Genomic DNA, 14,018 nt, shown 5'->3' with positions numbered 1-14,018 from the left:
CAGTCCTTCGCCAACAAGGATGGGTCTGATCGCGGATGGCGACGACTCAACTCTGCCCTGAATGACCGCAGCCGCCCGATCCATCAAGAGCTACGGATCAGAAGGACTTATCCTCGGTCAGTCGGTGGTGAGGTCGTCCGCACGGTAAAGGCCGCGACCCGGGGTGCGACAAGGGTCGGCTGCCTCACTACCACCGCCGGCTCCGTGCCACTCTCGTGCCACATCGGACGGAGGCTCACGGGAAAACGAGGTGCATCGGGGCGAGTTGACCCTCGTCACGCCAGCACGCACCCTCGCAGTTCGGCAGACGGTCGCCCTACATCACTCCTAACGCGGTGATAGTGCGGTGCGCTGTACGGCATCGAAATCCAGCAACCACGGCGACATAGCCACACCTTGATGGCTCCAGGCAGCCAGTGGACCGGCCGAGATGACCTCACCGACGTCGTGCCCATAGTTCGCAACGAGGTGGTCATCCGCGCCACTCGTGTCGAGCTGGGACCGGGGAAACCGGGTGTCTCAGGGGCGAGTTGATAGCCGAGACTCTCAACGCATGGACGCAGGAATCGCAGCCCTGCTCGGTACTGCCGTAGGCTCCACTGCAACCTTGGGTGCGGCAATACTGAGTGGCCACTTGCAGGCACGGTCACAGCCTGAGCAGGCACGTCGCCAGTACCGCCGCGATGCCTACACCAGATACCTAGGGGCGCTTCATGACCGGGACATCGCAATGGATGGCATCCTGAGTGCGCTTGAGCCTGAAGCGCTTCATCTGAATGACGTGGAGGAGAAGGTAAGCCGTTTCATCGCCCTGGCTCGGGATGTTCACCGCGCCGGTGAAGTGGTCATGCTCGAAGGCCCCGCGCACGTGATAGAAGCTGCCGAGCAAGTGACGCACGCATCCGCTGATCTCTCTGATGTTATGCGGCGCATGGTCGACAAGGCACGGTCAGGCATCGACGCTCAGGCAGCTGACAGGGCGCTCGCCACTGAGCGGGAGCACCGCCTCTACCAAAGAGTTCAGCAGTTCCGAACGGCTGCCCGTGCCGCCCTTGGCAACGTGGACTAGCACGATCGCGACAGGTCGCCGTGCCAGATGCGTGCCAGAACAGGCAGAGCCCCTGGTCAATACCGGTCACTGCCGGGACTCTTCCGTCGGTGTCCCGGTAGCCATATACGCAGCTCAGCACACCCGCAGAGCCCACGTCGCTCCGAGAAGTCCGGCAGCGAACTGAGACCCCTGGGTGGCCGCCTGCCGGCAGGCGCGGCTTGCCGGGTCTCCTGGTTGCGCCGAACGGCTTCTCCGGTCGCGTCCTTGATCGCCGGATCGTACGTTCCTTGAAGCTCGACGATTCGTGCCTGCCGGTGACACGCGTCGCGGGCGCGCTGCGTCCCGTTCCTTCGGGGACAGAGGAAGGAGTAGTCGCAGATGGGTGTAGTATCCCCCGGTTTTCGGGGCCGGCCGCGGGAGTCCTCCCGCCGACTGCCCCCGGGGCAGTACGAGACACACGACTTCCCGGTGCTGTCGGCCGGTCCGACACCGCGGATCGCCAGGGACGACTGGGAGTTCACGGTGGAGACTGAGACGGGGGACCGCCGCTCCTGGAACTGGGCCGAACTGACGTCACTGCCAAGCGAGAGCCCCACGCTCGACCTTCACTGCGTGACGAAGTGGTCGAAGTTCGACACCTCGTGGCAGGGCGTCTCCCTCGACGTGCTCCTGGCGGACGTGGAGACCACCGCGGACTACGTCATGGTCAGCTCCTACGGCGGCTACACCACCAACCTGCCGATGGAGGACCTGCTGGACGGCCAGGCCTGGATCGCCTACGCCTACGAAGGCGACGACATCCCGCCGGAGCACGGCGGTCCGGCCCGACTGCTCGTCCCCCACCTCTACTTCTGGAAGTCGGCGAAATGGGTCCACGGCATCCGCCTGCTTGCCCGAGATGAGCCCGGCTTCTGGGAGAGCCTCGGCTACCACGACTACGGAGACCCATGGCGCGAACAGCGGTATCAGGGCGACTAGGCACACGCCTGCGTTGGCGGGTCGCCACACTCGTGGAGCGCCGGCCGGAGAACGCGACGGCGAGCACACTCGTACTGGACGTGGCGGACTGGCCCGGTCACTCCGCCGGACAGCACGTCGACGTCCGGCTCACCGCCGAGGACGGCTACAGCGCCCAGCGCAGCTTCTCGCTCGCCTCGGCACCGGGCAGCAAGCACGTCGAGATCACCGTGCAGCGGGTCGCCGACGGCGAGGTCTCCCCGTACCTGGTCGACGGCCTCGCAGTAGGCGACCCCATCGAGCTGCGCGGGCCCGTTGGCGGCTGGTTCGTGTGGGCGCCCGGCGACACAGGGCCCGTGCTGCTGATCGGCGGCGGATCCGGCGTCGTGCCTCTGATGGCCATGATCCGCGCCAGGCGTGCGACCGCCACTGCCACACCGTTCCGCCTGCTGCACTCCGTCCGTAGCCCGGCCGAGCGCTACTACCTGCCCGAGCTGCGACGCGGCGACCCCGGCCTGGCGACGGAATTCCTCTACACGCGGACCTCTCCCGACGACTGGCCGCGTCCGCGGGGCCGGATCCGGCATGAGGACATCACCGCGTTCGCCTGGCCGCCGGAAACCTCGCCGATGTGCTACGTCTGCGGCCCCACCGGATTCGTCGAGACCGCCGCTGACCTGCTCGTCGGCCTGGGCCACGACCCAGACCACATCCGCACCGAACGATTCGGCCCCAGTGGAGGCTGACATGGCTGACATGAACCACCACCCGGACGGCGACGAGTACGAGGACGGCAACGCCCTGGCCGGCCCGCTCTCCGAGATCTTCGCCGTCGACCTGACAAGTGCCCTCGGCCGCTGCGCGAACTGTGGCGTCACCGAACCGGTGGCCCGGCTGCACGTCTACACCAGGTCACCCGGCCTGGTCGGGCGCTGCCCTCACTGCGGCCACGTGACGCTCCGCCTGATGCGCTCCCCGGACAACGCATGGCTCGACCTGCGCGGCACCATGACCCTGCGCATCCCCCTGACAACCGCCTGACCCAACTGCCGGACCGAACCGCGTCGCGCAGGGTCCGCCACTGGCGATCAATCGGGCCTGAATCGCCCCGGTCCAGGTCAAGACCACGCTTGGAGCACGTACGACCTCTTCTGGGCGGAAACCGAGGCTCGCGGCCCCGGACGGAAGCCTCCTCTTCTCGGACCTGCTGCGCATCAGACCGGCTGAAAGCGACCCCAGGTCGCTCGCCGTGCTCGGCGGCCACGATGTCATTGCCTCGCTCTACATCGTCACGACACGGTGGATGTGTCCGAGACAGCCGCACTGGTGCGGTCGGCGCTGGCAGCGTGCTTCGAGGGGTCAGCGAGCTTCCGAACGAATGCGGCATCACCTGACGCAGCTCGGCTCCGCGACCCAGCCGTTGATGGTCGCCTTCAGAACCGCTTGGAACACCGCGCGTACGTCGCTCATCGGCATGCCGGCACCCCATGTCCGCAAGCATTGACCCCTGCGGACTACTGCGGCAGGCGTTCTTTGCGGATCTGGGAAGCGGCATCGGCCTCTTCCGCATCCACCTTGTCCGCCTCCTCCAGGACGCGGTCCAGGCTGGCCTCAGGAATCACCAACGCCCCGCCCGCATCAGCGAAGACGTAGTCGCCGGGGACCACGCACACCCCGGCCACCTCCACGGCGACGCTGGCCGCGTATGGCATCACGGTGTCGCCACCCCAACGGGTGGCCTCGCCCCGGCACCAGGTGGCGAACCCGTGGTCGCGCAGTTCGCCGAAGTCGCGCAACCGACCGTCCGTCAGCACACCGGCCAGCCGGTGGCCGGCCACTCGGGACAGTTTCGTGCCGCCTCCGTGCGAGGCGTCGGGATACCCACCGCTGGAGAGCACCAGCACCCGCCCGGCCGGCGACTGCCCGATCGCCTCGTAGAACAACTCGGTGAATTTGTCCGTGGCCTGTGGCAGGTCGTCCCGGTACGGCATATAGGCGATTGTGGCGGCCGGGCCGAACAGCGACCGGTCGGGTTGCGGACTGGTCAGAGCCAACATGTGCGCTCGGTGGCCGTGGATGCGGCTCATCGCATCCACCAGGTTCGCCGAGCCCAGCCGAGCAGCCCTCGCTGCGAGGTTCAGGTCTTGCCGACTGCTCATCTCTCCTCCAGGGCTCGCGCTGGCATTGTGCCCATCAGGCGGACCGGCCAAGGGGAGGCGTGCGGTGATCGGGTCGAGTTGTAGGCAAGTCCGCCACAAGCATCCGTACACGGCGCAGACGAACGGGCCGAGGAGGTACATGCTTGCCGCCTCCCGGCTGACGCCCGTCCGCAACACACTCCTTCGCTCCTCACACTCGACTCTCAGCGGACGCTTGCTGCCGCAGTGGAACGTTGCGGATCGGTGCTGCCCCGGCGCCGGAGGGGTGACGGGTCGGGATGCATCCACCGTCCCCGTCCGGCGGGCGTCGCGTCACCGCGAACGGACGTATCCTCGGCCTCGCTCACGACCTGCAAGATCTCGCCGAGCTCCTACGCCGCATCGGCCTCGACCCCAACGACGTGGCAGCTCGAGCCCAAGACCGCTCCGCCGACGGAGCTCGTCTCATCTCACGTGGGCGCAATCCTCGCGGCGCCCCTTTAAGGCAACGGGTGTGACATCCGCGTCCTATTGACGAACCCGGATGATGGTCTTCCCCTTGATCCGCTCGGTCGGGTTGAATGCGGCGACGGCGTCGTCGAGGCGCGCCACGTTGCCGATGTTCGTCCGCAGCCGACCATCCCGCACCCGGCGGGCGATCTCGTTCAGCTGCGCGCGATCGGCCTCGACGACGAAGTCCACCGCCCAGCCCTCGGCCGGCTTCGCTTCGGGCGGGCCGGCGATGGTGACCAGCATCCCGCCGGCTCGAACCAGACCCGCGGACCGCTTCTGGACGTCGCCGCCAAACACGTCGAAGACCAGATCGACTCCGCCGACGTCTTCCAGCGAGTCGTTGTCGAGATCAACGAACTCCTGCGCGCCGAAGTCGAGTGCGGTCTCCCGATCGGCGGCACGTCCGGTGCCGATGACATAGGCACCGGACTCTTTAGCGAACTGGATCACCACAGAGCCGACTCCGCCGGCTGCACCGTGCACGAGGATGCTCTGTCCCGCCTGGAAGCGGCCGTGCACGAACAGTCCCTGCCACGCGGTCAAGCCCGAGATCGGCAGGCTCGCTCCCACCGTGAAGTCGAGATCGCCTGGCAGCGGCGCAACGTTGCGCGCCTCGATGGCTACGTACTCGGCCAGGGTGCCGTCGCGTGTCCAGTCCGCAAGGCCGAAAACCCGCTGTCCCACCGACAGCCCTCTCGTGCCATAGCCGAGAGCGCTGACCACACCGGCCACCTCGTGGCCGGGGATCGACGGCGTGCGGTCGCGGCCGAGGCGATCGGTCCAGGTTCCAGGCCACGTCAGCTCGCCAGGTGTGAATCCCGACGCATGTACCTCAACGAGGACATCGTTCCCCGCCGCCTCCGGGTCTGGCCGCTCCGCCAGCGTCATCCCGGCCGTTCCCGCGGCTTCATCTGTCACCACAATCGCCTTCACTCGGACGCCTCTCTGGATCAGTCCCTCGCCTACACGGCACTTCAGCTTCGTTACTTGGTGACGCCAGCACGCGTGCCCGTACCGTGCCCGGAGGGTCGGTAAACCACGGTCGACGGCGGTTCCGTTAGGTCGCCATTCAGAGGAACGTAGGGCGCGGTGCCCCAGGTCAGCGCGCCATCTGCTCAGCCAGACTCGGTGATTCCCAAGCTCTGAGCGCGGGTTCGATGCCCGTCACCCGCTCCAGCACAAAGCCCCAGGCCAGCGACCGGGGGCTTGTTTGTTGTGCGACCGGGGACAGTTGGACCGCGCGGCCACAACGAAGGGATTCGCGGGCGCCGCGGAGCCTGTCTGCCACCGCGTCTGCGTTGAGCAGTCGTCGGGGCGTACATCGAGTGCTCCGGGCCGGAGGTGGCGGCTCGCCGCCCGGCCGGGGCCGATGCGGTGGGGGCGGGCGCCACGTTGGCAGGGCGTTCAGCGGCTGCTCAGCGGTTTGCCGTACTTCTGAGCCGTGGAGAGGTACGGGAGACCGAGCGTGCGGGGCGAGAAGGCCGCCGAGCCGCTGGCCGAGCCACTGGGGAGGAGCCATACGGCGCCCAGCGAGGCGTTCTCGCCAGGGGATCCGACCGTGACATCCGGTACGCCGTCGGCGTTGCCGTCAGCCGAGGCGACCGCCGCGCCGAAGGCGTCTCCCGCCTCGGCGACGCCCGGGACGCCGGACGTGTCCTGGTTCCAAGTGACGGATGTGGCAGCGCCGTTGGCGTCGAGCAGGCCTTGAGCACCACCGCGGAGCAGCCAGGCGGCACCCGCCCCCGCTCTGCTCCCGATGGCCTCACCGGGAGCGCCCGCGATCAGATCGTCGCGACCGTCGCGGTTGACGTCGGCGACGGCCAGGGCGGCGCCGAAGCGATCGCCGTCCTCTGCCACGCCCGGGATGCCCGCCGTGTCCTGGTTGAGGGTCTGGGCGCGGCTGCCGAACTGGCCGGCCGCGGGGCTTCCGTAGTGGACGTGGATGCCGCCCCCCTTGGCGAGCTCTTCGGGGCCGCACGGGTCGTCGATGTTCTCGTCGGCGATCTCACGGCATTCACCGAGCGCCAGATCGTCGTGGCCGTCGCCGTCGAAGTCGCCGGCGGCCAAATCGGTCACGCCGGCGTTGTCCGTGTTCCAGAAGTTGGCCATCGCGGACGAGTCGGCGTCCCACTTCCACAGGCGCGCGTGGGACTGCGTGTTGGGGTTGCCCGCGGTCCAGTACGCCACGGCCAGGTCCGCCGTGCCGTCGCTGTCGAAGTCGCCGGTGGCCAGGACGGGGGCGCGGCCGCCCATGGGGGCGGCGACGACGGTGGTGATCATGCTGTCTTCACCCTGGATGACACGCGCGACGACCTTGTCCGTGCCGCCGATCACAATCGCTTTGTTGCCGCCGCCGGTCAGGTCGGCCGCCACGACCGATTTGCCGTACGCAGCCGACGGCGACGGCCCGGTGAGGACCGTCGACCCCACTCCCGGCCCGCCCGTCGAGCCGCCTACGGCTATGACCATGCCCGCGTCCGTACCGCGGTCGATGACGTCCTCGCCGGGGACACCGGCGAGCAGTTCCGCGATGCCGTCGCCGTTGAGGTCCGTCAGGGCCACGGAGGCACCGAAGCGGTCGCCGGCCTCCGGAGTGCCGGGAATCTCGGGAGTGGCCTGCGTGACACGGATGCTTCCGTGGGCGCCGACGCCCTTCGGGCCGCCCCGGACGACGTTCACGTACCCGGCCTTGGCCCGTCCGCCGACTGTCCCGTCCGGGACGCCGACGGCGAGGTCCGCGTAGCCGTCGCCGTCGAAGTCGCTCGTGACGGTGCGGGGTGCGGCAGCGGTGGCGCCGGGCGGGAACACGAACCCCGCGGTGGCCACAGCGGCGGCTGCGACGGCGCACGTCAGGATGCGGCAGCTGTGTGGCACGGAGGCCCCCACTCGGTCGACGGGGTGGGGGGTATCTGGTGTGACCGTCGAAGGGCGGAGGTGGTTGTACGGAGTTCACAAGTGGTCGGCACCGGGTTCACGGGGGGCGTGGGCGAGCCCCTCGACGTCGCGGGTGCCCGAGACCGCGACGCGGTCATCGCCGGGCGGGACGACGGGCGCACGGAAAGCCCGACGGAGGATCCTGGCCTCCTCGGGTGCGGGCGTCCAGGCGCACACTTCCTCGGGTGCCAGGGAGGGCGGACGGCCCGACGGCCGTGCGACCGGTGACCTCGAGGTCTCCGGAGCGCAGCGAGCCGAGGGGCCGCCCGATCGCCGACCGGTCCGTGTCAGCAGGAGTTGTTGCTCTTGACGTCCCGCCAGGTCTTGCTGCTTCCGGCGTATTCGACCCCGTTGAACGAAGCGTTGACCCGCTCCGAGTCGGATGTGCCCCAGGAGGCCTCCCCGTCGCCGTTGGCGTCGACGCCGTGCTCGAAGTGGAGGTGGGGGTGACCGTTGGAGGTGGGGCCTGTCTTTCCGACGGCGCCGATCCCCTGGCCCTGAGCGACTGTGTCGCCCGCGTTGACGGACCGCGACTGCATGTGGAGGTACGTGGTGAAGTGGCCGCCGCCGTGGTTGATCTGGACCACGTTGCCGGCGTTGTCGTGCCAGAAGGACATGTTGACGGTGCCGGCCTCCGGCGCGACCAGCTGCGCCCCCTCGGTCCCGTGCTGGTCCGGCTCCTTGACCATGTCCAGCGCGGGGTTGTGGCCCCAGGTGTCGAGTCGCCAGGAGTCCGCGCACTTGAATGGGAGCTGGAAGTTCGTCGCCTGTGGCTCCTCCTCCGCGGCGGACGCCGCGACCGGTGTCACCGCGGCCCCCGCCACCAGGATCATGCCCAGCATGATGCCGGTTCTCTTCTTCATGGTCTCTCCGAGTCTGATTTTGTCGTGCTCACTACATTCCCCGCGGCGGCAGAGTAGCGCGAGCAGTTCACCCACGGCGGTACGTTCAGTTGTCCGACAAATGGCGAGACAAATTGCTGCCTCTGCTCGCAGAGCGCGTAAGGAAGTTGCCGGCGGCCTGACCACGGCAGCCACGCCACGAACCGCCGGCAATCGTCCGGCGCTCGCCGCGGTGACCTGGCCGGGCAGATCACATTCCGCTCAGCTGCTCCTGACATCAACACGTACGAACGCGGCTGGACTTCCCCGCACCGAGCCAACCCTTACGGCAGGTGGTTTCACGGGGAACGGTGCGGCGCAGCCGTCGTGTTCACCGCACGACGATCGTGTGATGGCGTTCAGGGCCCGACCAGTTGGAAGTGCCAGATGATCTCTACTGGGACTCCGGCTTTGGCCGTCTCGGTAGCCTCGGGTACCAAGTCCATCAGGGACCATGGCCAGTAACCCGCCTGCCGATGCCCTCCAGGTACGACATCGGTGGCCGACATCAACGTGACCAGATGGAACGACCACCTCCGGACCTTGGCAGCACGATGACCAAGATCGGGAGACACACCGCCGGCGCGGGAGGTGACCCAGCGGGTCCGGGGAGCGGCGGCAATCGGTCGCAGCTGACGCCGGGGCTGATTCGCCGAGACCGAGCGTGCAGGATCTAGGCTCGCCCCCATGACTAATGGGGATATGCGCTACGGACGCTGTGCGGCGTGCGGCGGCGGCGAGGTGTACCGGGGCGAGTACGTGGCGCAGGCCGGGCTCCGCCAGCCGGGAGCGGGCAAGTTCGGGGCGAAGCAGCCGGTGTTCGACGCCTACGTCTGCGCGGCCTGCGGGAATACCCAGCTGCACGTGCAGCTGGACGCGAAGATGTCGTCGCACATCCGGCACAAGCTTGACTGGATACCGCCGCAGCACGATGGGTCGGTATGACGACGGACACCCCTGGACTCAGGATGAACCACACCTCCGGTCGTTCGACTCCCAGGCTCAGAGTGCGGGTTCGATTCCCGTCACCCGCTCCAGCACGAAGCCCCAGGCCAGCAGTCCGGGGCTTCTTTGCTGTGCGGGATGTGCCAGCCCTGCCTAGCGGGTTCGTGCCCGCTGCGTGCCCTGCACCGCCCACTACCCTGACCGGGTACGCCGCGCGAAGCGCGCCGAGAGGGGGTGGGTGACATGGATCGAGTCGACACGGTCGTCGTGGGTGCGGGTATCGCAGGATTGACCGCGGCACGACTGCTTTCCCGGAGCGGTCAGCGGGTCGTCCTGCTCGAGGCTCGCGATCGCATCGGCGGACGTGTGTGGAGCGACCGGGACGGCGGGGTCGTCACCGATCTCGGCGCGTCCTGGATCCATGGGGTCACCGACAGCCCGGTCGCCGCAGCCGCAGCCGAATTCGGGCTGCGGACCGTGGAGTTCACGGTCGGCGGGTACCAGCCGTACAGCCGGCCCATCGCGTACTACGGTCCCTCGGGCGTTCGTCTCACCGACGACGAAGTGGAGCGCTTCGTGGCCGACATCGACGCGGTGGATGCCGAACTCGCCCGCGTCGTGGGCGCCTTCACGCCGGGGCGCTCGTACGGCGAGGCGGTCGAGTCGGCCCTGGCCGCGCAGGGCTGGGGGGCGGAACGCGCCGAGCGCGTCCGGGAGTACCTGCGCCATCGAACCGAGGAGCAGTACGGCGTGTGGATCGACGAGCTCGACGCGCACGGGCTCGACGACGATTCGATCGACGGCGACGAGGTCGTCTTCCCCGACGGCTACGACGCCCTCGCGACGCACCTCGCGGCGGGGCTCGACGTTCGGCTCGAGCACGTCGTCACCTCGGTGCGCTGGTCGTCCGGCGGAGCCGAAGTCACCACCGGTCGCGGCGTGTTCACGGGGGACCGTGTAGTGGTCACCGTCCCTGTCGGCGTGCTGAAGTCCGCGGAGTTCAGCATCGAACCCGCGCTGCCCGAACCGGTGGCCGGTGCGCTGGCACGCCTGGAGATGAACGCCTTCGAGAAGGTCTTCCTCAGTTTCCGCTCGAAGTTCTGGGACGACGAGGTGTACGGCATCCGTCAGCAAGGGCCGAGCGGGGTCTGGTGGCACTCCTGGTACGACCTCACCGCCCTGCACGGCGTGCCGACGCTCCTCACGTTCGCCGCCGGTCCGGCCGCGCAGGAGACGCGAGGATGGGAGCAGGAGCAGATCGTCGACTCGGTCCTCCGCGAACTGCGCCGGCTCTACGGCGACCGCGTCGAGAACCCCGTCTCCGTGCACGTGACCTCGTGGCAGGACGACCCCTGCTCGCGAGGGTCGTACGCGTACATGACCGTGGGATCGGCGCCCGAAGACCATGACCTTCTCGCCACCCCCGTGGGCGGCGTGCTGCATCTCGCGGGCGAGGCGACGTGGACGGACGACCCGGCGACGGTCAACGCGGCGCTCCGCTCCGGCCACCGCGCCGCGTCGGACATCCTCGGTCATCCCATTCCGATCGAGGACGCCTGGGCCTCCGGCTGAGGGCGTTCAAGATGCTGTTCGTGCGCCGCCCGTTCGCCGGCGACCGCCTTGTCTTCTTGAGGGCCCTGGCCGGGACCCATATCGCGATATAGCGTTAGTCCTCGAGTCGCGCCGTCGGCTGCATCACGCGAAGACCTTCGACAGGACCAGGACGGAAGCATGTCGGGAGAGATCTCGCCCACCGGGAAGCCCTCCGGCCACGGCTCGCCGCCCGGGCTGCGGGCCTCGCATGCGGACCGGGACCGGGTGGTGGACGTGCTGCGTGTGGCGGCGGGGGACGGCCGGCTGACCGCGGACGAGTTGGACGAGCGCCTGGAGGCTGCCTTGTCCGCGCGGACCGTCAGCGAACTGACCGTGCTGACCGCTGACTTGCCGCCCGTGGCGGCCTCGGTCGGCGCAGCCGTGGCAGAGGTCAAGGATGTACTCCGGATCGAGCAGACGCACAGCACGGTCCAACGCGTGGGGCGCTGGATGGTGCCGCGGAGGCTGGAGCTCGTCCTGGCATGGTCCAGGATGACGCTCGACTTCACTCAGGCAGTGATCACGCAGGACAACTTGCGGATAGACATGCAGATGGTCGGCAAGACCCTGACACTGATCACAAAGCCGGGCATCGTGGTCGATGCCGATGCTTTGACTCTGGTGCACAGCAAGGTCAAGTTCCGTCAGACTCCAGACCCTGCTACGCCGGTCACGCTGCGAGTGGAGCTGGTCGGCACGAAGATGCATGGAAACGTCGTGGTGAAGCACCCACGCCGGACGTTCGGGCAGTGGCTGCTGCGCAAGCCCCCGTCGCTGCCTGCCGGCGATTGACTCCATCGATGCCTGCCGGAGCGAGGACCACACGCGGGTCCCTCGGCCCGTCAGTGGCGGGGACCGTCTCGGGCCCCTCCGGCAGCCGGTACGCCGCGACGCCGCCCCCTCCTCCGCCGCCCGTCAGCGGTGCGACGGGGCCCAGCGCACCGGCAGATGCGTGATGCCGTTGATGAAGTTGGAGATCAGGCGGACCGGAGGCCCGTCGAGTTCCAACTCCGGCAGGCGGCTGAGCAATTGGGAGAAGAAGATCCGCATCTGCAGACGGCCGAAGTGCGCGCCGAGGCACATGTGAGGGCCCTGACCGAAGGCCAGGTGGTCGTTGGGCGTGCGGGCGATGTCGAACCGGTACGGATCGGGGAAGGCGCGCTCGTCGAAGTGGGCGGAGGCGTGGTAGACGACGACCTTGTCGCCCTCGCTGATCTGCTGCCCGGCGAGTTCGGTGTCCCGGGCGGCGGTGCGGCGGAAGCTGAGCACTGGCGGGTGCCAGCGCAGCATCTCCTCGACGGCGGTGGGCAGAAGGCCGGGGTCGGCGCGCAACTGCCGGTAGGCGTCGGGGTGTTCGAGGAGCGCCAGGACACCGCCGGGCAGGGCGCTGCGCACGGTGTCGTTGCCGGCGATCACGACGAGGAAGAAGAACATCGCCAACTCTTCGCCGGTCAGGGGGCGTCCGTCGTCGAGGGTGGCGGTGGCCAGCGCGGTCATCAGGTCGTCGGCGGGGTGGCTGCGCTTGTGCCGGGCGAGTTCGTGCGCGTAGTCGAACATGTCGCGCAGCATCGCGGGGGAGCGCGGGTTGACGGGCCGTCCGTCGGCATCGCGCACGACCTCGGCGTGTTCGGGGTCCTGGTAGCCGATGACCCGGTTGGTCCACTTCAGCAGCAGGCCGCGGTCGGCGGCGGGGACGCCGAGCAGCTCGGCGAGGTTGGCGAGGGGGAAGTCGTCGGTGACCTCGACGGGAAGGTCGCAACTGCCGTGCTCGGCAACGGAGTCGAGCAGAGCGGTGGCACGTGCGGTGATCTGTTCGGTGAAGCGTTCAAGGCGCCGCCTGGTGAACACGGCGGCGGCCAGGCAGCGGATCCGGCTGTGCTCCGGCGGGTCCATGTTGAGGATCATGCGCCGGATGAAGTCGAGGTCGTCGGGGGCGGGGTCGCGGATCTGGGTGGCGCCGAGCCAGGACGAGTAGCCGGCAGGGTCGCGCAGCACGTCGCGGACGTCCTGGTAGCGGGTGACGGCCCAGTATCCGGGTCCGGCGGGCCAGTCGAGCACTTCGCGCTCGTCCTGCCGGCAGACCGGCGCCTCGTCCCGCAGCCGGCGGAAGCTGTCGTGCGGGATGCCGCGCGCGAACACGCGCGGGTCGAACACGTCGGGGATCCCAGTGGGAGCGGCCATCAGTGCCTCTTGAGGCTGTGCTTCTTCAAGAAGCGCTCGACGGTGCCGGCGAGGGCCACCGGGGACTCGTCCATCGCGTAGTGCCCGGCGTCGGGGAATATCTCGAGTTCCAGGTTCGGATACCAGGCTCCGAACGTCGCCTGCATGGTCTCGGGACCCAGCGCCGGGTCGTGCCGTCCGGCGATCACCTGGATCGGCACGTCGCGGCCCTTGATCTCGGTGTGGAAGTCGGTGCGCGCCCAGGCAGGCAGATAGGCGGCGAACGCGTCGCGGTCGGAGTTGTCCATCGAATGCCGCACCATGGCGTCCAGCCAGGTTCCCGTCAGGCGGTTTCCAGTGGTGAAGTCGATGATCGCGCGGCGGCTGTCGGGACTGTCGGCGGCGCTGGAGAACAGCTGCCAGCTCTGCTCGTCGAACGGCACACCGCTGGCGGGCACCGGCGACACCCCGACGAGTGCCCGGACCCGCTCGGGCTCGTCGGCGTACACCCGTTGCATGACGGATCCGCCCATCGAGTGCCCGAGCAACGAGAAGCGCTCCGCCCCCAGTTCGCCGGCCGCCGTCAGCACGTCGGCCGCCGCCTCGGCGACCGAGAACCGTCCCGTCTCGCCGCGACGCTTCCCGTAGCCGCGGTAGTCCAGGAACACGTAGCTGAACGTCTCCTGATCGAGGTGCGGCAGCAGGGCCTGCCACGACCGCGACGAGCCGAACCAGCCGTGCAGAACCAGCACGGTGTGCGCTCCTGTGCCGACACGCTGAACGTCCATGTTCCGTCCTCCGCCGCCGAGTTGGTGAACTCGGCGAGCTTAGGACCAGAGACCCGGG

Annotated in this window: 13 protein-coding genes; 7 read left to right on the top strand and 6 right to left on the bottom strand. The window is 68.7% G+C overall.

The genetic code is table 11. The annotated features are described in order from the left end of the window. Nucleotides 1-553: 553 nt before the first annotated feature. The 4 genes from ACSMXX_RS16275 to ACSMXX_RS16260 all read left to right on the top strand — a co-directional run bounded on the left by ACSMXX_RS16275 (nt 554) and on the right by ACSMXX_RS16260 (nt 3,049). Nucleotides 554-1,069: a proline dehydrogenase gene (locus tag ACSMXX_RS16275; RefSeq protein ID WP_473179427.1), complete on the top strand. Its 516-nt coding sequence runs from the start codon at nt 554-556 to the stop codon at nt 1,067-1,069. 360 nt (nt 1,070-1,429) lie between these two features. Next, nucleotides 1,430-2,029: a sulfite oxidase-like oxidoreductase gene (locus tag ACSMXX_RS16270; protein WP_473179426.1), complete on the top strand. Its 600-nt coding sequence runs from the start codon at nt 1,430-1,432 to the stop codon at nt 2,027-2,029. After that, a complete protein-coding gene (locus ACSMXX_RS16265; RefSeq protein WP_473179425.1) occupies nt 1,999-2,754 on the top strand; it encodes a ferredoxin reductase in 756 nt (251 codons plus the stop codon). The genes ACSMXX_RS16270 and ACSMXX_RS16265 overlap by 31 nt, the downstream gene beginning before the upstream one ends. A 1-nt stretch (nt 2,755) precedes the next feature. Then, the gene (locus tag ACSMXX_RS16260; RefSeq protein ID WP_473179424.1) at nt 2,756-3,049 is read left to right on the top strand and encodes a DUF6510 family protein; all 294 of its coding nucleotides are present in this window, start codon (nt 2,756-2,758) and stop codon (nt 3,047-3,049) included. A 473-nt stretch (nt 3,050-3,522) separates the two neighbouring features. On the opposite strand, the gene ACSMXX_RS16255 is transcribed toward ACSMXX_RS16260, so the two are convergent. The 4 genes from ACSMXX_RS16255 to ACSMXX_RS16240 all read right to left on the bottom strand — a co-directional run bounded on the left by ACSMXX_RS16255 (nt 3,523) and on the right by ACSMXX_RS16240 (nt 8,456). Beyond that, on the bottom strand, nt 3,523-4,167 hold the full coding sequence (locus tag ACSMXX_RS16255) for an RraA family protein (protein ID WP_473179423.1): 645 nt from the start codon (nt 4,165-4,167) through the stop codon (nt 3,523-3,525). A 507-nt stretch (nt 4,168-4,674) separates the two neighbouring features. After that, nucleotides 4,675-5,592: an NADP-dependent oxidoreductase gene (locus ACSMXX_RS16250; RefSeq protein ID WP_473179422.1), complete on the bottom strand. Its 918-nt coding sequence runs from the start codon at nt 5,590-5,592 to the stop codon at nt 4,675-4,677. Nucleotides 5,593-6,063: 471 nt separating this feature from the next. Then, the gene (locus ACSMXX_RS16245; protein ID WP_473179421.1) at nt 6,064-7,533 is read right to left on the bottom strand and encodes an FG-GAP-like repeat-containing protein; all 1,470 of its coding nucleotides are present in this window, start codon (nt 7,531-7,533) and stop codon (nt 6,064-6,066) included. Between the two features lie 347 nt (nt 7,534-7,880). Then, nucleotides 7,881-8,456 carry a M23 family metallopeptidase gene (locus tag ACSMXX_RS16240; protein ID WP_473179420.1) on the bottom strand — a complete coding sequence of 192 codons (576 nt, stop codon included), beginning with the start codon at nt 8,454-8,456 and terminating at the stop codon, nt 7,881-7,883. Between the two features lie 705 nt (nt 8,457-9,161). Here ACSMXX_RS16240 and ACSMXX_RS16235 point away from each other — a divergent pair. From ACSMXX_RS16235 to ACSMXX_RS16225, 3 genes are all read left to right on the top strand, one after another. Beyond that, nucleotides 9,162-9,419, top strand: a complete 258-nt coding sequence (locus tag ACSMXX_RS16235; RefSeq protein ID WP_473179419.1) for a hypothetical protein — start codon at nt 9,162-9,164, stop codon at nt 9,417-9,419. 243 nt (nt 9,420-9,662) lie between these two features. After that, nucleotides 9,663-10,991, top strand: coding sequence for a flavin monoamine oxidase family protein (locus tag ACSMXX_RS16230; RefSeq protein ID WP_473179418.1), 1,329 nt, complete (start codon nt 9,663-9,665; stop codon nt 10,989-10,991). A gap of 159 nt (nt 10,992-11,150) precedes the next feature. Continuing rightward, a complete protein-coding gene (locus ACSMXX_RS16225) occupies nt 11,151-11,804 on the top strand; it encodes a DUF1707 SHOCT-like domain-containing protein (protein ID WP_473179417.1) in 654 nt (217 codons plus the stop codon). A gap of 123 nt (nt 11,805-11,927) precedes the next feature. Here ACSMXX_RS16225 and ACSMXX_RS16220 read toward each other — a convergent pair whose 3' ends face one another. Together ACSMXX_RS16220 and ACSMXX_RS16215 are read right to left on the bottom strand one after the other, a co-directional pair. Continuing rightward, complete coding sequence (locus ACSMXX_RS16220) at nt 11,928-13,193, bottom strand: cytochrome P450 (RefSeq protein ID WP_473179416.1); 1,266 nt, start codon at nt 13,191-13,193, stop codon at nt 11,928-11,930. Next, nucleotides 13,193-13,960, bottom strand: coding sequence for an alpha/beta fold hydrolase (locus tag ACSMXX_RS16215; RefSeq protein WP_473179415.1), 768 nt, complete (start codon nt 13,958-13,960; stop codon nt 13,193-13,195). Before ACSMXX_RS16215 ends, ACSMXX_RS16220 begins: the two co-directional genes overlap by 1 nt. Nucleotides 13,961-14,018: the final 58 nt, after the last annotated feature.

Source organism: Streptomyces sp. DSM 116795, assembly GCF_055792905.1.
The sequence above is the reverse complement of the archived record's forward strand: the minus strand, read 5'-3'. Positions and strand labels throughout refer to the sequence as shown.